A 16970-nucleotide genomic window follows, 5' to 3' on the forward strand; every position below is an offset into this window, starting at 1 on the left:
GCGGCCCATGAGCGCGTTCAAGGGGGGACGGGGCCGCACGGCCCTGACGGCGGCCGGTGCGGTCGTCCTGCTGCTCGTGGCGATCGGCGTGTACGTGCTGACCCGGCCGCCGGAGGGGCAGGTCGCCATGAACTTCCTCGCCGCCATCGAACGCGGCGACCTCAAGGAAGCGCAGAAACACTCCTTCGCCGACCCCGGCGGCCCCGCCGTCAGCGACACCATCGTCCCCACCTACCCCTGGACCCCCGAACGCATCGTCAAGACAGCGCCGAACGAGTCTTCCCATGACTACGACGCCGTCATCGAAGCCGGATCCACCGACCTCACCCTCAGTGTGAAGACGGAGCTCACCTTCGCCGTCGGCAGCGATGACGGCAGGGACGTGGTGTTGTACCCGCTGGTGAAGTCGTCGATCGTCGTCGAGGAGGAACTGACGTCGCTGACGGTCGCCGGGCGCGAGGTGGGGGCGGGGAGCATGGAGCTGCTGCTGCTGCCGGGGATCTACGACGTCGTGGGCGTGCGCGCCGACGGGGTGCGGGTGAGCGGGCGGCTGACGGTCGGGGGACTGGGCGGGGAGATGCCGGTGGTGGAGTTGAGGGGGTAGGGGGCAGGTGTTGCGGAGGGTGCTGCGGAGGGTGCTGCGGAGGGTGCTGCGGAGGCGGGCGGGTTGTTGTGGCTCGACCGCGGTCGTGCGAAGTCTCGCCCGGCTGGTTTCTCTTCCGCACCCGCGCTCGCCGCGGCTTCGCATCCGACGCTGGGGTCGGCGGCTTCGTGCCGGGTGCCTGTCGGTTCAGGCGTCACGCCGGCCGGCCGGGCCGGGCCGGGAGCCGCAGGGTGGGTGCCCGCCAGTTCAGGCGTCACCTCCGGCCGGGGCCGGCAGCTTCGCGCCGGGTACCCGCCAGTTCAGGCGTGACCTCCGGCCGGGGACCCGGCACCGGAGGCAGTGCCGCAGCCCGATCCCATGCCCGCAAGGCGTCTTCGTTAGCTGCCGACCAAGCAAGCACAGAAGTCAGCCGTCATCCCAGCCCGGGGACGCTGCCGCAGCGTCCCGCCCCGCCGCTATTTGCCCCGGGTGTTCAGGCGTCATCCCAGCCGGTCCACCACGGGCGGGCGCGGCCTCAGCCCGGGGACGCTGCCGCAGGCGGCCCACTCTCCGTCATTTCCCCGGTATGTTCAGGCGTCACCCGACCCGGGCCACCACCGGCAGGCGTCACCTCAGCCGGAGGGCCCTGCCGCAGCCGACTCAACCAGCGCCGGCACCGCGCTCTGAGCTCTCGCCCCGCCCACTGGCGCGCACACCGGCCGGGACCGCCAGTTCAGGCGTCACCCCACCCGGGCTTCCGCGGGTTCACCAACCCCCGGGGCCAGGCGTCACCTCGGCCCGAGGACCTTGCCGCAGCCAGCTCGCTCACCAAGCCACTCCTGCCCAGCCCGAGCCCAGCCCGAGCCCGGTCTCAAGCCCAGCTCAAGCCCAGATCCAGGTCAAGCCCCGGCTCCAGCCCCAGGCTTAATCTCAGCCCTCAGCCCTCAGCCCTCAGCCCTCAACCCTCAAGGTCAAGCCCCCGGCCGGGGGCTTCGCCCCCCGCACCCCCACCGGAGCTCCGCCCCGGACCCCGCCAAGGGCTCCGCCCCTGGACCCCGCTGGGAGGCTTCGCCCCCAGACCCCCACCAGGAACTCCGTCCCTGGACCCGGACCTCTCGCCTGGGTTGCGGGCCGTTGACTTTCGGCTCTTGTGTGCGGCCGGCTTCGCCTCGGCCGCTGGCCGCCAGTCCTCGCCGGCCCTCGCCAGTCCTCGCCGGCCCTCGCCGGTGGCGCAGTGGCCCCGCCGGCCCAGCGTGTCCCCACCCCGCCCGGCCCCACCTCGCCCCCGCCTACTCCCGCCCTCCCTGCCCCGCCCCCACCGTCGCCGCCCCACCGGCCCCGCCCTACCCCCGTCCTGTCGGCCGCGTCAGTCCGTGACCCCCGCCACTCCTGGGGTCCCTTCGCTACCCGAAGTGGCGTCTCGCGAGCAGGGGGAGTACAGTTCATCGACGGCGCACCGCGCCCATTCTGCTGTGCCTAGGAGCGCTTCCCAAGGCCGGCGGAGCGGCTGAGGGCGCGAAAGTGTGCCACCACGTATTCGCAATCAGAGAGTCACGGTAGCGGAGGACATGCCGAAAAAAGACGGCGCCATCGAAATCGAGGGTCGTGTCATCGAGCCTCTGCCCAACGCCATGTTCCGGGTTGAGCTGACCAACGGCCACAAGGTACTGGCGCACATCAGCGGCAAGATGCGACAGCACTACATCCGAATCCTTCCCGAAGACCGGGTCGTCGTGGAGCTGTCTCCATATGACCTGTCCCGCGGGCGGATCGTCTACCGCTACCGCTGACCGACGAGAACACAGTAGGGCAGCCGTGAAGGTCAAGCCGAGCGTTAAGAAGATCTGCAACAAGTGTCGCGTGATCCGCCGTCACGGTCGGGTCATGGTGATCTGCGAGGACCCGCGCCACAAGCAGCGTCAGGGCTAATCGAAGACCACAGGCACAGCAGCGTCCCCCGCCGTCCGCTCATCCGGGCCGTAACAGGCCCGAGCACGCGGATGACCCCTGGCACGGAGGCCAGGGCCTCGTCTTGTCGCGAAACCGCGACGTGGGCTGACGAGGGCAGGGGTGGCGACCACCTCCGAACATAGAGGAGTACAAGCCCAGATATGGCACGTCTAGCCGGAGTCGACCTCCCGCGCGAGAAGCGCTTGGAGATCGGCCTCACGTACATCTACGGTCTCGGCCGCACTCGTGCGATCGCGACCTGCGCGGGAACGGGCATCGACCCGAACAAGCGCGTCAAGGACCTCTCCGACGCCGAGCTCGTATCGCTCCGCGACTGGATCGAGCAGAACTACCAGGTGGAAGGTGACCTTCGCCGCGAGGTCGCCGCCGACATCCGCCGCAAGGTCGAGATCGGCTGCTACCAGGGCATCCGGCACCGCCGCGGTCTGCCGGTGCGCGGACAGCGCACTCGCACGAACGCTCGCACCCGCAAGGGTCCGAAGCGCACCGTGGCCGGCAAGAAGAAGCCCGGCAAGAAGTAGCAGTCGGTCCCCACAGGCTTACACCAAGGAGCGCAACGAAACATGCCGCCTAAGGCACGCGCCGGAGCAACCAAGAAGCTCCGTCGTAAAGAAAAGAAGAACGTCGCCCACGGGCACGCTCACATCAAGAGCACGTTCAACAACACCATCGTCTCCATCACCGACCCCACCGGGGCCGTCATCTCCTGGTCCTCGTCGGGCCAGGTCGGCTTCAAGGGCTCCCGCAAGTCGACTCCGTTCGCCGCGCAGATGGCCGCCGAGGCCGCCGCGCGCCGCGCGATGGAGCACGGCATGCGCAAGGTCGACGTCTTCGTGAAGGGTCCCGGCTCCGGCCGGGAGACCGCCATCCGCTCCCTTCAGGCGGCTGGTCTCGAAGTCGGTCAGATTCAGGATGTGACCCCGCAGCCGCACAACGGCTGCCGTCCGCCGAAGCGGCGCCGGGTCTAGGGCAGGGGATAGGAAACATGGCTCGTTATACCGGACCCGACTGCCGTCGTTGCCGTCGCGAAAAGGTCAAGCTCTTCCTCAAGGGCAGCAAGTGCGAGAGCGCGAAGTGCCCCCTTGAGTCGCGTCCCTACCCGCCCGGGCAGCACGGTCGCGGGCGTCCGAAGGAGACCGAGTACCTCCTTCAGATGCGCGAGAAGCAGAAGGCCAAGCGCACCTACGGTGTTCTGGAGAAGCAGTTCCGGAACTACTACGAGGAAGCCAACAAGCGTCAGGGCAAGACCGGTGAGGTCCTGCTCGAGATCCTCGAATCGCGCCTGGACAACGTCGTGTACCGCGCCGGCTACGCCAAGTCTCGCGACATGGCCCGCCAGCTGGTCAAGCACGGCCACTTCATCGTCAACGGCCGCAAGGTCGACATCCCGTCCTACCGGGTCTCCCCGAAGGACATCGTCGAGGTGCGCACCAAGAGCGTCGAGATGACGCCCTTCGTGGTCGCGCGTGCCGAGGCCGGCGAGAAGCGCGTTCCGGCGTGGCTGGAGCCCATCCCCAGCCGCATGAAGATCCTGGTCCACTCGCTGCCTGCACGTCAGGTCATCGACACCCAGGTCCAGGAACAGCTCATCGTCGAGCTCTACTCGAAGTAGTAGGACTCACCGGCCGCGCCCGGCTCACGCCGGGTGCGGCCGACCGCATGTTCGCGGGCGTCAAATAGTGGGCGTCCCCGTACAACTGGAGGAACAGTGCTCATCACTCAGCGGCCGTCACTGGTCGAAGAGTCCATCTCGGAAACCCGCTCCAAGTTCACCATCGAACCCCTGGAGCCCGGCTTCGGTTACACCCTCGGGAACTCGCTGCGCCGTACGCTGCTCAGCTCGATCCCCGGTGCCGCCGTGACCTCGATCAAGATCGACGGTGTGCTTCACGAGTTCACCACCATCCCGGGCGTCAAGGAAGACGTCGTGGAGCTGGTGCTGGCCGTCAAGCAGCTGTGCGTCTCGAGCGACCACGACGAGCCGGTCACCATGTACCTGCGCAAGCAGGGCCCGGGCGAGGTCACCGCTGGTGACATCCAGCCGCCCGCCGGTGTCTCGGTGCACAACCCGGAGCTGCACCTCGCCACGCTCAACGGCAAGGGCCGTCTCGACATGGAGTTCACCGTCGAGCGGGGCCGCGGCTACGTCAGCGCGCCGCAGAACAAGCAGCCGAACTCCGAGATCGGACGCATCCCGATCGACTCGATCTACTCGCCGGTGCTCAAGGTCAGCTACCGCGTCGAGGCGACCCGTGTCGAGCAGCGCACCGACTTCGACAAGCTCATCGTCGATGTCGAGACCAAGGCGTCGACGACGCCGCGCACCGCACTGGCCTCCGCCGGTTCCACGCTCGTGGAGCTGTTCGGTCTGTACCGCGAACTCGACTCGACCGCCGAGGGCATCGACGTCGGGCCGTCCCCGCAGGACGCCCAGATGGCCGCCGATCTCGCGCTGCCGATCGAGGACCTGGAACTGACCGTGCGGTCGTACAACTGCCTCAAGCGCGAAGGCGTCGACACGGTCGGCGAATTGATAAACCGCACCGAGGCCGACCTGCTCGATATAAGGAATTTCGGGCAGAAGTCGATCGACGAAGTGAAGATGAAACTCGCTGGCATGGGTCTGTCCCTCAAGGACTCCGTGGGCACCTTCGACCCGGCCGAGGCCGTCGACGCCTTCGGTGACGACGACGGCGAGGACTACCGGGAGACCGAGCAGCTCTAAGGCTGCGGCGGCATAGTTAAGACCAAGGAGCTAGACCAATGCCACAGCCCACCAAGGGCGCGCGCCTCGGCGCGGGGCCGTCGCACGAGAAGCTGCTGCTGGCCAACCTGGCCACGTCGCTGTTCAAGCACGGCAAGATCAAGACGACCGAGGCGAAGGCGCGCAAGCTGCGTCCCTACGCCGAGCGCCTGGTGACCTACGCCAAGCGCGGCGACCTCGCCTCGCGTCGTCGCACGATCGCGATCCTCCACGACAAGGACGTCGCGCACGCCCTGTTCGAGGAGATCGCGCCGCGCTACGAGACCCGCAGCGGTGGTTACACGCGTATCACCAAGCTCGGCCCGCGCAAGGGCGACAACGCCCCCATGGCGCAGATCGAGCTCGTTGAGGAACTCGCTGTCGCCGCCCCGGCGCCCGCCGCGAAGAAGCAGGCCCGCAAGTCGGTCAAGACCGAGGCCGTCGCCGCACTCGCCGGCGAGACCGAGGACGAGACGACTCCGGCGCCCGCCGAGGCGAAGGAAGAGGCCCCCGAGGCCGACGCCGACGCCGACGCCGACGAGAAGAAGGACGACGACAAGTAGTCGCCTTCGCCTGACATCGACGGCCCCCACCGTTCGCGGTGGGGGCCGTCGTCGTTTCGGGAGTCGCGCGTGGGGCCGCCGGGCCGGTAGGGTTCGCGCATGCCCACTGCCCGTGAGGTCGCCTTGGTCTCGCGCCGTCTGACCGCCCGCTTCGACGGTAGGCGCCTGCGCGTCACCGCCGGGCGCACGAGCTGGACCGTTCCCGTTGGTGCGATCGCGTCGGCGGAGCCCACCTCGGATGGGACGGTGCGGGTCGTGTTCTCGGGCCGGGCGGCCCACTCCACCCACGGCCTCGGTGACGGCGTCGACCTGCCCGCCGGGACGGCCGACGTCTTCGCCCGCGTCCTGCGCGATGTCGTCGCCACGTCCACGCCCGCCGCCGACGGCCACGCGCTGATCACGCGCACCGAGGACCCCTCCTGGCTCACCGGCCGCTACGGCCGCCTCGTGACCACTTGGGGCTTGTTCGTGCTCGGCGGGCTGTCGGTGTTGCTGCTCCAGCCGCTGGCCGGATCGGTGCGCCGTGACGACGCGGTCGGGCTGGTCGCCGTCATCGCGCTCACCGGCGCGGCGGGCGGGTTCCTGCTGTGGCGTGTCGTGCGCCGGGTCCGGTCGCTGCTGATCTTGCGGCGGCGCGGGGTCGAAGCGCTCGGCGTGAGCGTCCGGGACCACGCCGTCGGCGGTTGGGGGGCGCTGTTCACCTTCCCGGTGATGGACTTCCGGACAGTCGACGGTCACCTGTGGCGCGGGGTCGTCTCGGTGGCCTCGGCCTGGTCGTTTCGCGCGCGGCGGCGCGAGGTCGCGCTCGTCTACGACCCGCTCGACCCGCGCCGGGCCTCCCGCCCCTTCGGCCCTTTCTTCCTGCTGCGGACCCTCGTCCTGGCGGTCCCGGCCGTCGCGCTCCTGTACGCGGCCGGCCTGTGCGTCTACACGAACCTGCCCCTGTGATCCGCGGTGCGGCCTTCGTGCCATCCTGACCAGCGTGACCGCGCCCGAAGCCGCCCCCGAGGCCCCTCCTGCCGAGACCGTCCGTCTGCGCCTGTCGGTCTCCTACGACGGCACCGACTTCCACGGCTGGGCGCCGCAGCCGACGGCGCGAACCGTCGCCGGCGAGGTCCGCACCGCCCTCGAACACCTCTTCGGTCCGCTGGTGACGCTCGTCGTGGCCGGGCGCACCGACGCCGGTGTGCACGCCACGGGCCAGGTCTGCCACGCCGACGTCGACGCGGCCCGCTGGAGCGCCCAGGACGGCGAGAACAAGGTCTTGTGGCGCCTGCGCGGGATCCTCCCGCCGGACGTGCGCGTCACGGCCGTCGAGGAGATCGACCGGGCCTTCGACGCGCGCTTCTCGGCGCTGGCCCGCCACTACGAGTACCGCGTCACCGACGCGACCTGGGGCGTGGAGCCCCTGTGGCGGCGCGACACGCTGGCCTGGAACCGTCCCCTCGACGTGGCCGCGATGGCGCGGGCGGCGGCGGCCCTGCTGGGCGAGCACGACTTCGCGGCCTTCTGCAAGAGGCGCGACGGTGCGACGACCATCCGCGCCCTGAACCGTCTCGACGTCACCCGTGAGCCCGACGGCCGCATCAGCGTGCGGGTGTCGGCCGACGCGTTCTGCCACTCGATGGTGCGCAGCCTCGTCGGCGCGCTCCTCGCGGTCGGCGACGGCCGCCGGGCCGCGGACTGGCCCGGCGGGCTGCTGTCGCGCTCGGAGCGCTCCAGCGAGGTGATCGTCGCCCCCGCGCACGGCCTGACTCTCGTGCGCGTCGACTATCCCGCCGACGCCGCCGGCTGGACCGCCCGCGACGAGACGACCCGCCGGGTGCGCACGCTGGGCGGCTGAGGCCGGCTCACGCGGCCGTCCCGTGCATCGTCAGGGACGCCGTGCGCAGCAGTTCGGCCGGTGAACCCGCGAAGTCGGGCAGCATCGCCAGGGTGAGCTGCCAGACGTCGGGGGAGTCGCCGAGGTTCGCGGTCACCAGCCCGGCGAGCTCCTCGCGGGCCTTGGCGGGCTCGGCGGCGTACTCGACCAAGGCCAGCGCGGCCTCCGCCGGCCGGGCGTGGGCGAAGACGTCCGGCCAGGTCAGGTGGCCGCTTCTGAACAGTCGCCGGACCCAGAACTCGTTGGCGGACTCCACCTTGTGCTCGGCGAGCACGGCAGCCGGGGTCTTGCCTTCGGCCAGGGCCGCCTCGGGTTCGCTCTCCCAGTGGTGGATCAGGCCCGCGGCGATCTCGCGCAGCTCCTCGGGGCATCCGTCCTGCTGCGCGAGGGTCCACAGGGTCTGGTCGGTGAAGGGCTCGCGCTCGTGTTCGGCCAGCAGTTCGGGCCAGTGCCAGGAGCGGTGCTCGATGGCGGCGGGCTTGAACTTCCCCCGGCTCGCCTTGCGCAGCAGCGCGATCTGCCCGGCGGGTGACTCGCCGTCGGCGACCTGGGCGCGCAGCGCGGCCAGCGCGGCGGTCTCGTCGGGGTCGTCGAGCAGGGCCGTGACGCGTTTGCGGATCGCCGCGGTGAAGGCGGGCAGTCCGGACTGGGCGACATCGATCTCGATCATGGCGGGGATCTCCTCGCGGCCGTGGCGTTCCCACTGGTCGAGGATGAGGCGCAGTCTCGGTGTCTCCCCGCGTACGTGCACCTTGCCGAGGATGACCTTTCGCAGTGCGGTGTCGGGGCAGGTCACGGCGAGCCTGGGGGGCCAGTCGCGGTGCCTGGCGCCGAGTGCGTGGCTCACCTCGGGGATGTCGAGGGCCATGAGGGCGGCGACCTGGTCGGCCGGCAGGCGCCGGTCGTCGGCGAGGCAGGTCAGGAGGGTGTGGTCGCCGTGGGCGATGAGGTGCGCGGTCCATTCGGGCCGGTGTTCGCCTTGTGTGAGCAGCGCGTGCGCGGCTTGTCCGTCGAGGTCGGGGAGGAGGGTGAGCCGGACCTCGGGGGCGGCGGCGTCGAGCAGGGCGAGGTAGGCGGCGTCGGGGATCTTGAGCCCGAGGCGGCCGCCGGGCTCGGGTGGGGCGACGTCGGCGGGGGTGGGTCTGGCCGGCAGGCGGCCGGCGGCCTTGCGCTCGGCGACCAGGGCGAGCAGCTCGGCGACGGTGCCTTTGAACCGGGGGATCTCGGCGCGCACCATCCGCCAGGCGCCGGGGTCGTCTCCGAGGACGTCGGCGACGACTTCCCGCAGGCGCTCGGACTCGTTTCCCCGCAGTGCTTTCAGCGCGTTCTTCGCCGGGCGGGCGTGGTCGAGAATCCAGCCGTGGTCGCCGAGTTCGGCGACCCGCCCGATGTCGCCGAGGGCCTTGGCGGCCTCGGCGGTGCAGTCGGCGCGCGCGGTCAGCGCGCTGACGATGTCCTTGCGAAAGCGTTTGCGCCCGTGTGCGGCGGCCAGGACCGTCCAGTCGACGGACGCGCGCTGGCTCACCGACCCGGTGACACCGGCGTCGAGTTCGGGGAGCAGGCCCTCGGTGCTCTCGGCGCGTTCGGCGGCCGCGCGCAGTGTCGCCAGGTCGAGTGGGCGCGGAACCTCGGGGGTGTCGTCGGTGGCGAGCAGGTTCTCGACGGCGTCCAGGCCGTCGGCCTCGGCGGTCGAGACCAGCGCGCGCAGGCGGTCGGCGAGCAGCTCGCGGTACGTTCGGCCATAGGCCTTGGCGGCGGCGCCCGGCGCGCGGCAGGCCACCAGCACGCTGCGGCGTGAGTTTTCGAGAGTGCTGAGCAGCGTTCGCGCGAGGTCGGGATCGCTCCACATCGGGTCGCCCGCCTCCGGTCGCGCCAGCATCGCGCGGATCTCGGCCGTGGTCCAGCCATCCTGATCGCCGTAGGCGTGCGAGCGCCAGTCGAGGGCCGCGACGATGATGCCCGCTATTCCGAGCGCCGCCAGCCGGGCGCGGAACGCGGGGTCGGCGACCAGCCGGCGGTTGCTCGCGATCGCCTTCAGCAGCTCGGGGTCACGTGCGTCGAAGGCGTGCTCGATGAGTCTGTCGGGCAACCGGGGCGCTGATCGGGCCACCCTGGCCAGGGGCTCGCGGTGCGAGGCGAGCAGCCTCGACCAGTCGCCGGGATCGGCGGCCTCCAAAAGCGCGAGCACGGCCAGGACGCTGTTCTCGATCATGGGGGATTCCTTGTCCGGGGGGCTTTCCCCGCAGGCTAGCGGGAGGGGGCGACACGCCCGCGTGTCCCCTGTGGATACCGGCTACCCCTTGCGGTCGCGGTAGGCGCGCATCTTCGCGCGGCTGCCGCAGATGCTCATCGTGCACCAGCGGCTGCGGCCCGACGGGCTCTTGTCGTAGTAGACCCACCGGCACGAGTGCATCGCGCATGCCTTGAGTCGCCGCCAGGTTCCCTCGGCGACGGACACGACGATCGCCGCCGCCAGCTCGGCGAGCAGCGCGTCGGCTCCGCGCAGGCCTTCGACGGGACGGGCGCTCGCCTCGCCGGTCGGCCCGATCCGCACGGTCAGCGGGCCGCGCGCGAGGAGGGCGTCGAGCGCTCCGCCGTCGTCGAGGTCGACGCCGGCGTGGGCCTGCGCGGCGTCGCGCAGCGCCTCGCGCGCTTCACGGCAGATCGCGACGTCGTCGTCGGTGTAGTCGCGTTCGGGGAGGCCGTGCGCGGTGGCGAAGGCGGTGAGGTCGGCGGGAGTGCGCATGTCGTCGACGCCCACCTCGATGTCGGTGGTGTTGACGAAGTCCTGCACCAGGGCGAGCGCGCCCGGTGCCGGTGAGCGATCCCCCGGTTGTCCCATGCCAAAAGGTTACCTCTAAACTCTCGATGCCGGTAACGTTACCGGTGAACCCATTATGGAGGTAACACCTTGCACGTGCTCCGCCGCGACCGGGACTTCCGCCGCTTCTGGACCGGACACACCATCTCGGTCATGGGCGCCGACATCACCTACGTAGCCCTGCCCCTGGTCGCCACGCTCCTCCTCGACACCGGAGCGGCCGGCGTCGCCGCCATCGCCACCGCGACCTTCCTCCCGAGCATCCTGCTGCCCCTGCTCGCCGGACACTGGCTGGAAACCCGAAGACGCCGCGGCGTCATGATCACCGCCGACCTCGTCCGCGCCGCCGCGCTCGCCGTCGTCCCCCTCGCCTACGTCCTCGACGGCCTCTCCGTGCCGCTGTTGGCCGCCGTCGCCTTCGCCGTCGGCTCGGCGAGCACCGTCTTCGACATCGGGGCCTTCGCCTACCTGCCCACCCTCGTCGCCGACGACGACCTCCCGCAGGCCAACCAGTCCATGCAGGGCTCCACGACCGCCGCGCAGGTCACCGGACCCGGCCTCGCCGGCCTCCTCGTCCAGCTCCTCGGACCCGCCGTCGCGCTCGCCGCCGACGCCGTCAGCTACCTCGCCAGCGCCGTCGGCATCGGCGCCGCCAAACGCCCCGAACCCCTCCCGGCCCCGCCCACCGTGAAGCCGAACCTGTTCAGCGGCCTCGGCGTCGTCCTGCGCAACCCCTTCCTGCGCGCCATGACCACCCACGCGGCCCTCTACAACGCCGGCGCGCAGATCCTCATCGTCAACCTCGTCGTCCTCGCCGTCACCGACCGCGGCCTCGACCCCGGCTGGTACGGCGTCGCCCTCTCCGGAACCGGCGCCGGCGCCTTTCTCGGCACCATGGTCGCCCTGCGCCTGGCCGCCCGCCTCGGCTACGGCCGCGCCTTCGCCGCCGCTCTGGCCTTCTCCACCGGAGCACCCCTGATGCTGGCGCTGATCCCCTGGACCGGCGGCGCCTTCGGCCTCGCCCTCGGCGGACTCCAGCTCGCCGCCGGAGCCGGCCTCGGCGCCGCCAACGTCCTGTCGGTGACACTCCGCCAGGTCGTCATGCCCAAAGGCGCGCTCGCCCGCAGCAACGGCGGCTACCGCCTGATCACCTTCGGGGTCCTCCCCATCGGCGCCGCGCTCGGCGGCGTCCTCGGCGAGACCATCGGCTCACGCTGGGGCGTGGGCGCCGGGACCGCGCTGATGGCCGTCTCGGCACTGCCGATGGTGCTCGGCCGGATCCGCCGCCTGCGCACGCCCCAGGAGGCGCGCCCGGCGGAGGTCGCGACGGCGGCCTAGGGCTTGTCTTGTGGGTGCGAGGCGGAGTTCAGAAGGACAATGAGCCCGCCGCAGCCCCGCAGTGATCCACCGGATACGCCCTAACCCTGTCGCGGCCGCAGCGCCTGCGCCAAGTGGGTCTCGACGATCTCGCCGACGATGGCGGCGTAGACCGGGTCGCCCTGGTCGGGCCGGGACCCGTCGGTCGGCGCGATCACCACGTACAGCAGGAAATGCCCGTAGGTGTTGTAACCCAGCACCGTCGCCGTCCGGCCGAGGACGGCGGTGTCGCCGCCACCGTGGAGGATCGTGAAGTCGCCGGCGTCCTCCTCGACACCGGTCCGCACGGCCTGCGCGCTCTCGGCGTCGACCAGGTTCACCACACCGGCGGTCAGCGCGAAGGAGCCGTCGGGGCTGAGCAGCGTGGCCCGCACGACCTGGCTGCACTCGTGCCGGTCGAGGAGCTCGGCGAGCTTGCCGGTCGCGGCGGCGGCGCAGTTGGCCAGCGCCTCGGCCTTGACGGTCTCGTAGGTGCCCGACGCGGCGATCACGCCGGTCTGGGCGAACAGCTCGGTGACGGTCACCGGAGCCGGGTCGGTGGCGCGGGCGTCGAGCGGATCGGCCGCCTGCTCCTCTCCGCCGGCCGGGGGAGCGGTCGCCCCGGCGGTGCCCGGCTCGTTGACCGCGTCCTCGCGGAGCAGCACGAAGGTGCCGGCCGCGCAGCCGGCCAGCAGCGCGATGCCGATGACGGTCGCCAGGATCCGCATCCAGGAACGGACGTTGGCCCGCGACTGCGCGAGCCGGCGATGCGCCGAGAGGGCGAAGGCCGAACTGCCGAGCCGGGGATCGACCGGCTCGTCGGGTGCTTCGTCGTCAAGGTCACCGAGGGTGTCCTCGGGTTGTCCATGGTGGACTTCGGTCGACTCGGTGGGGGTTTCTTCGTCGGCGGGGGAGAACGGGTCGTACAGCGGTTCTTCGACCATCGACGCCTCGGGCGCCCGGAAAGGGGAAGGACCACCGTCGAGACTGCGGCGCCGGGATTCGGCGTCGGTCGCGGTGCGATAAGTCACGCCGACAGACAGTAGTCAAGCGTGGACTCCCGCGTGAGCGGATCCGCGAAACACTCCCGTTAAGGTGTGCCGCACAATGACCGAATGTCCGCCGAGCATTACTTTTCCGCCGACCCCAAAGGGGTGGAGCGCCGCCGCTACGTCAACGTGAGTGCGGCGGGCCGCCAGTTCCGTCTCGTCGCCTCATCCGGCGTCTTCTCCGCCGACCGGCTCGACCCCGGTACCGCCGTGCTGCTGCGCAAGGCGCCGCTGCCCACGACTCCGGGCACCTACCTCGACCTGGGCTGTGGATACGGGCCGATCGCCACCGCCCTGGCCGCTGCCGGCGGCGGCCTCGTCCACGCCGTCGACGTCAACGCGCGGGCCCTCGACCTGGTCCGGGAGAACGCCGCGGCGCACTCCCTCGCCGACCACGTGATCGCCTCGACCCCCGAGGAGGTCCCCGACAGCACCACCTTCGACCAGATCTGGTCCAACCCCCCGATCCGGGTGGGCAAGGCCGTCGTCCACGAACTCATGGACACCTGGCTGCCGCGACTGGCCGAAGGCGGCGTCGCCTGGCTGGTCGTGGCGAAGTTCCTCGGCGCCGACTCGCTACAGGAATGGCTGATCGAGCGGGGCTGGGACGTCGAGCGCCACGCCAGCCAGAAGGGCTACCGGGTCTTCGCCGTCCGCCGGCCCGAGGAAGAGGACGCCGCCTAGGTCAGCGAAGCGAGGGGCGCGGGTCGGTCTCCAGGATCGAGTAGACGGCCGAGTTGATCCAGCGCCCGTCCTTGAAGCGGTCCTCGCGGCGGATCCCCTCGCGGGTCATCCCCACCTTCTCCAGGATCCGGATCGAGGCGGGGTTCTCGACGTCGGCGCCCGCCCAGACCCGGTGGGCCTTCAGTTCGGTCAGGGCGAAGTCGACGAGCAGGTGGGCCGCCTCGGTGCCCAGGCCCTTGCCCCAGTTCGGGCGGCTGACCAGGTAGCCGATCTCGGCGTTGCTGGACCTGTGCCAGGTCATCTCGATCCCGCCGGTGCCGACCAGTTCGCCGTCGAGGGTGAGGGCGAGCTTGTACTGCCTGCGCTCGGGGTCGACGGCCTTGCCCGAGTAGTCGGCGATGAAGGAGCGGTACATCTCCAGGTCGGGGACCTCGTTGTCGCTGGCGGTGCGAAAGACCTCGGGATCGGACATCACCTCGACCATGGCCTCGGCGTCGTCGACGGTCAGCTCGCGCCAGGTCACGCGAGGCCCGTTCAGTTCCACAGGATGCATGACGTCATTGTGGCATCAGTGTTGCGTCGCCGCAACCCGGACGTGACACCACGGACCCGCCTGCGGGGCAGGCGGGTCCGAGGCGTGCGAGGGGGTCAGCGGGTCTTGCGCAGCCCGATGTACTCCAGTTCGGCGAAGACGGCGACCACGACGGCCTGGCCGATCATCATCACCAGCCCGAAGGCCGTCAGCGGCATCAGGTCGGCGACCAGGACGACCGCGCAGTCGACGACCCACACGGCGTTGACGACGACCATCGCCCACACCAGGCCGCGCGGGATCCGCGGACGCGAGGCCAGCACCAGCCCGCCGGCGGCGAAGGCGATGAGGAACGCGCCCCCGCCGGTCTGGAAGGCCAGCGGGATGCCGGAGAGGTTCTCGACGGCGCCGAGCCCGGTCGCCAGCAGCATGAGGCCGGCCAGACCGGTGACGACCGCGTCGAGGCGGATCACCGTCCGCAGGAAACGCGTGCCGTCGGCGAGGGCGGAGGTGTCGGGGGTGCGGGTGAGAGTGGTCATGGTTCGTACCTTCCCTAGCGGGTTCGATGTGCGTCGTTCGACGTCATCGACACTGCTCAGGAAGCACTGCCGGGTACAGCCCCGGCACTGCCGGACACTGCCGGATCCGCCTCGATCCGCGTCCGAAGGTCCCCGGCGATGAGCGCGGCGGCCTGGTTCTGCCAGTTGTGCAGCGTCCGCTCGGGCACCCCGGCGCGAAACCACTTCAGCGCCGCCGCCGCGTCGGGCGTCAGGTCCTCGTGGCGCGCCCGGACGCTGTAGGGCCGCAGACCCACGACGTACGGGTAGTGGACGGCGTTGAAGAAGCGCCACTCGTCGCTCGTCGAGAACTCCCCGGCGACCGGCCGCAGCCGCTCGATGCCCTCGCGCAGGACCGCCTTCAACTCCGCGGCCCGCTCCAGCGGCTGATCCTGCGCGCCGCGGGCCGAAAGGCGCTCGCCGATCACCGGCAGACCCGTCAGCGGGCTGGCGACCAGCCGCCCCAGATGGGTGTAGTCGCTCAGCGCGCGCCGGACGAGCCGGTTGAACTCCGCCTCGGGCGGCAGCGCGAACGACGACGGCGCCGGGCGACGCGCCAGCGAGTCGGCGGCCTCGCGCAGCTCCTCGCGCTCGCGGGCGGTGTCGGGCCGCCCGGCGAAGGCCAGCCGGTCGACGGCCCGGTCGACGACGCTGTGCAGCGCCTGCCCGGTGACCGCGGCGGCGGTCAGGCCGAACAGCAGCGCCGTGGTCGCCGTCGAGGTGCCCATGGCGAGGATGACCAGCCCCGCCTGCCCGCCGAAGACGAGCGCGGCCAGACCCGAGAACAGCGCCGAGCGGGCCATGTCGGCGCGCAGCTCGGTGCCCTCGTCGAAGGCGTCGGCGATCGCCACCGCGACGGTCAAGACGATGAGGTCGACGCCGAGCATCGGCAGCACGAGCCCGTCGGGCAGCAGGTCGGCGGCGTAGACGGGGAGGGTGACGCCGAGCCCGAACAGCAGTGTCGCCACCGTCGACAGCGCACGCACCCGCCGGTGCCTGATCCGCCGGAACGTCATCGCGAAGGTCAGCAGCGGCACGACCGCCAAGACAGCCGGCAGCCAGGCCCCCGAGCGGAACGTGAAGGCCAGCCCGCCGGCGATGAGCAGCGACACGGCGGTGAACGCGACCAGCCGGCGCTGCCCGGCCGGGACCTCCCCACCCGGCTCGGCGAGGCGCAGCAGCACGAAAGGCCACGTCACCATCGGCACCGCGAAGAACAGGCAGGTCCACAGCACCGGCGGATCGTGCGGATCCACCGAGCGGGCGAGAGCGTCGGCGCCGATCGCCAGCGCGTAACCCAGAGCGCCGACCGCCGCCCAGCGCACGGCGGGTTTCCCCGGCGAGCGGGCGAGCAGATGAGCGCCGAGCCACGCGGCGATCGCGAAGACACAGACCTGGAGGACGAGCATGGCCGCAATGGTGCCCGAGGCGACCGCGAGCGGCTATACCTCCGCGAAGACCTCGGCGGGCACCTCGGCCCCGGCCAGCGCGAGGAAATCCGCGCCCGGCTCGGCCGCCACCTCGACACGCCGGCCCGGCTCACCGGCCGCGTCGAAGGCCAGCCGCCACGAGTGCAGCCCGGTACGCCCGCCCGCGGCCTTGTCGAAGAGCGGGTCGCCCACGATCGGGAACCCGATCCAGGCCAGATGCACCCGGATCTGATGGCGCCTGCCGGTCTCCGGCCGCACCGACAGCAGAGTGCGCCCCTCGCCCTCCCACAGACGCTTGAAACCCGTCACCGAGGGATAGGACTTCACGTGGGTGAACACGTCCCCGTCGGGCACGCTCCACACGCCCCCGTGCTCGGCGATGCTCTCTCGCGGAGCCGCCACCCGCACCCGGTTCTTGCGCCCGACGCTCAACGGCAGCTCGATCGTTCCCTCGGCCGGCAGACCCGTCGCGGCGGTGATCGCCAGATAGGACTTGCCGACCGTGCGCTTGTTGAACTGCCGTGTCAGATCCCCGTGCGCGGCCAGCTCCTTGGCCAGCAGGATCGCCCCCGAGGTCACCTTGTCGATCCGGTGGGCCGGATAGAGCGTCTCCCCGGCCTCGGCGGCGAGGCGGACCAGGTCGGTGTCGTGGCGCTCGCCCATCACCGACAGGCCCGCCGGCTTGTTCAGCACGAGACAGACCTCGTCCTCGTGGATGGTTCCTCGCGCGCGCAGTTGCGTCCAGTCAGCCTCGGTCACCGGTTGATGGTAGGCGCCCGGGCGGCCCGGGCGGTCATGG

Annotated in this window: 19 protein-coding genes; 12 read left to right on the forward strand and 7 right to left on the reverse strand. The window is 71.2% G+C overall.

Annotated features, from left to right (window positions below; genetic code table 11):
• Nucleotides 1–7 precede the first annotated feature (7 nt).
• The 10 genes from AB0I28_RS15075 (at nucleotide 8) to truA (ending at nucleotide 7703) form a co-directional block, all read left to right on the forward strand.
• Nucleotides 8–604, forward strand: a complete 597-nt coding sequence (locus AB0I28_RS15075; RefSeq protein WP_357493472.1) for a hypothetical protein — start codon at nucleotides 8–10, stop codon at nucleotides 602–604.
• Nucleotides 605–2151: 1547 nt separating this feature from the next.
• Nucleotides 2152–2373, forward strand: a complete 222-nt coding sequence (infA, locus tag AB0I28_RS15080; protein WP_013016493.1) for a translation initiation factor IF-1 — start codon at nucleotides 2152–2154, stop codon at nucleotides 2371–2373.
• 25 nt (nucleotides 2374–2398) lie between these two features.
• A complete protein-coding gene (gene rpmJ / locus AB0I28_RS15085) occupies nucleotides 2399–2512 on the forward strand; it encodes a 50S ribosomal protein L36 (protein ID WP_012854604.1) in 114 nt (37 codons plus the stop codon).
• 182 nt (nucleotides 2513–2694) lie between these two features.
• Nucleotides 2695–3075 (forward strand): 30S ribosomal protein S13, encoded by a 381-nt coding sequence (gene rpsM, locus AB0I28_RS15090; RefSeq protein WP_357493473.1) that lies wholly within the window; start codon nucleotides 2695–2697, stop codon nucleotides 3073–3075.
• Between the two features lie 42 nt (nucleotides 3076–3117).
• Nucleotides 3118–3522 carry a 30S ribosomal protein S11 gene (gene rpsK, locus AB0I28_RS15095; protein ID WP_184790178.1) on the forward strand — a complete coding sequence of 135 codons (405 nt, stop codon included), beginning with the start codon at nucleotides 3118–3120 and terminating at the stop codon, nucleotides 3520–3522.
• 17 nt (nucleotides 3523–3539) lie between these two features.
• The gene (gene rpsD, locus AB0I28_RS15100; RefSeq protein ID WP_357493474.1) at nucleotides 3540–4166 is read left to right on the forward strand and encodes a 30S ribosomal protein S4; all 627 of its coding nucleotides are present in this window, start codon (nucleotides 3540–3542) and stop codon (nucleotides 4164–4166) included.
• 96 nt (nucleotides 4167–4262) lie between these two features.
• Nucleotides 4263–5279, forward strand: coding sequence for a DNA-directed RNA polymerase subunit alpha (locus AB0I28_RS15105; RefSeq protein ID WP_184790176.1), 1017 nt, complete (start codon nucleotides 4263–4265; stop codon nucleotides 5277–5279).
• 38 nt (nucleotides 5280–5317) lie between these two features.
• The gene (rplQ, locus tag AB0I28_RS15110; RefSeq protein WP_357493476.1) at nucleotides 5318–5860 is read left to right on the forward strand and encodes a 50S ribosomal protein L17; all 543 of its coding nucleotides are present in this window, start codon (nucleotides 5318–5320) and stop codon (nucleotides 5858–5860) included.
• Nucleotides 5861–5959: 99 nt separating this feature from the next.
• Nucleotides 5960–6808, forward strand: a complete 849-nt coding sequence (locus tag AB0I28_RS15115; RefSeq protein ID WP_357493478.1) for a hypothetical protein — start codon at nucleotides 5960–5962, stop codon at nucleotides 6806–6808.
• Nucleotides 6809–6842: 34 nt separating this feature from the next.
• Nucleotides 6843–7703 (forward strand): tRNA pseudouridine(38-40) synthase TruA, encoded by an 861-nt coding sequence (truA, locus tag AB0I28_RS15120; RefSeq protein WP_357493480.1) that lies wholly within the window; start codon nucleotides 6843–6845, stop codon nucleotides 7701–7703.
• Between the two features lie 7 nt (nucleotides 7704–7710).
• Here truA and AB0I28_RS15125 read toward each other — a convergent pair whose 3' ends face one another.
• Nucleotides 7711–9954: a hypothetical protein gene (locus AB0I28_RS15125; protein WP_357493482.1), complete on the reverse strand. Its 2244-nt coding sequence runs from the start codon at nucleotides 9952–9954 to the stop codon at nucleotides 7711–7713.
• An 81-nt stretch (nucleotides 9955–10035) separates the two neighbouring features.
• Entirely contained in the window at nucleotides 10036–10584 is a 549-nt protein-coding gene (locus AB0I28_RS15130; protein ID WP_357493484.1) for a CGNR zinc finger domain-containing protein, read from the reverse strand.
• Between the two features lie 75 nt (nucleotides 10585–10659).
• Here AB0I28_RS15130 and AB0I28_RS15135 point away from each other — a divergent pair, with 75 nt between their 5' ends.
• Complete coding sequence (locus AB0I28_RS15135) at nucleotides 10660–11901, forward strand: MFS transporter (RefSeq protein WP_357494270.1); 1242 nt, start codon at nucleotides 10660–10662, stop codon at nucleotides 11899–11901.
• 80 nt (nucleotides 11902–11981) lie between these two features.
• On the opposite strand, the gene AB0I28_RS15140 is transcribed toward AB0I28_RS15135, so the two are convergent.
• On the reverse strand, nucleotides 11982–12950 hold the full coding sequence (locus tag AB0I28_RS15140; protein WP_357493485.1) for a hypothetical protein: 969 nt from the start codon (nucleotides 12948–12950) through the stop codon (nucleotides 11982–11984).
• Between the two features lie 84 nt (nucleotides 12951–13034).
• On the opposite strand from AB0I28_RS15140, the gene AB0I28_RS15145 reads away from it, so the two are divergent.
• Nucleotides 13035–13652 (forward strand): methyltransferase, encoded by a 618-nt coding sequence (locus tag AB0I28_RS15145; RefSeq protein ID WP_357493487.1) that lies wholly within the window; start codon nucleotides 13035–13037, stop codon nucleotides 13650–13652.
• Between the two features lies 1 nt (nucleotide 13653).
• On the opposite strand, the gene AB0I28_RS15150 is transcribed toward AB0I28_RS15145, so the two are convergent.
• The 4 genes from AB0I28_RS15150 to AB0I28_RS15165 form a co-directional block, all read right to left on the reverse strand.
• Nucleotides 13654–14205 carry a GNAT family protein gene (locus tag AB0I28_RS15150; protein ID WP_357493489.1) on the reverse strand — a complete coding sequence of 184 codons (552 nt, stop codon included), beginning with the start codon at nucleotides 14203–14205 and terminating at the stop codon, nucleotides 13654–13656.
• A gap of 95 nt (nucleotides 14206–14300) precedes the next feature.
• Nucleotides 14301–14723, reverse strand: a complete 423-nt coding sequence (locus AB0I28_RS15155; protein ID WP_357493491.1) for a hypothetical protein — start codon at nucleotides 14721–14723, stop codon at nucleotides 14301–14303.
• Between the two features lie 56 nt (nucleotides 14724–14779).
• Entirely contained in the window at nucleotides 14780–16150 is a 1371-nt protein-coding gene (locus AB0I28_RS15160; RefSeq protein WP_357493493.1) for a hypothetical protein, read from the reverse strand.
• A 33-nt stretch (nucleotides 16151–16183) separates the two neighbouring features.
• Nucleotides 16184–16930: an RNA pseudouridine synthase gene (locus AB0I28_RS15165; RefSeq protein WP_357493495.1), complete on the reverse strand. Its 747-nt coding sequence runs from the start codon at nucleotides 16928–16930 to the stop codon at nucleotides 16184–16186.
• Between the last annotated feature and the right edge of the window lie 40 nt (nucleotides 16931–16970).

It is taken from the genome of Phytomonospora sp. NPDC050363 (assembly GCF_040655735.1).
In the GTDB taxonomy this organism is placed as follows: Bacteria; Actinomycetota; Actinomycetes; order Mycobacteriales; family Micromonosporaceae; genus Phytomonospora.

Coding starts and splice junctions, on each gene's coding strand:
- AB0I28_RS15075 (WP_357493472.1), top strand. CDS start 8: ATGAGCGCGTTCAAGGGGGGACGGGGCCGCACGGCCCTGACGGCGGCC.
- infA (WP_013016493.1), top strand. CDS start 2,152: ATGCCGAAAAAAGACGGCGCCATCGAAATCGAGGGTCGTGTCATCGAG.
- rpsM (WP_357493473.1), top strand. CDS start 2,695: ATGGCACGTCTAGCCGGAGTCGACCTCCCGCGCGAGAAGCGCTTGGAG.
- rpsK (WP_184790178.1), top strand. CDS start 3,118: ATGCCGCCTAAGGCACGCGCCGGAGCAACCAAGAAGCTCCGTCGTAAA.
- rpsD (WP_357493474.1), top strand. CDS start 3,540: ATGGCTCGTTATACCGGACCCGACTGCCGTCGTTGCCGTCGCGAAAAG.
- rplQ (WP_357493476.1), top strand. CDS start 5,318: ATGCCACAGCCCACCAAGGGCGCGCGCCTCGGCGCGGGGCCGTCGCAC.
- AB0I28_RS15115 (WP_357493478.1), top strand. CDS start 5,960: ATGCCCACTGCCCGTGAGGTCGCCTTGGTCTCGCGCCGTCTGACCGCC.
- AB0I28_RS15125 (WP_357493482.1), bottom strand. CDS start 9,954: ATGATCGAGAACAGCGTCCTGGCCGTGCTCGCGCTTTTGGAGGCCGCC.
- AB0I28_RS15130 (WP_357493484.1), bottom strand. CDS start 10,584: ATGGGACAACCGGGGGATCGCTCACCGGCACCGGGCGCGCTCGCCCTG.
- AB0I28_RS15145 (WP_357493487.1), top strand. CDS start 13,035: ATGTCCGCCGAGCATTACTTTTCCGCCGACCCCAAAGGGGTGGAGCGC.
- AB0I28_RS15150 (WP_357493489.1), bottom strand. CDS start 14,205: ATGCATCCTGTGGAACTGAACGGGCCTCGCGTGACCTGGCGCGAGCTG.
- AB0I28_RS15155 (WP_357493491.1), bottom strand. CDS start 14,723: ATGACCACTCTCACCCGCACCCCCGACACCTCCGCCCTCGCCGACGGC.
- AB0I28_RS15160 (WP_357493493.1), bottom strand. CDS start 16,150: ATGCTCGTCCTCCAGGTCTGTGTCTTCGCGATCGCCGCGTGGCTCGGC.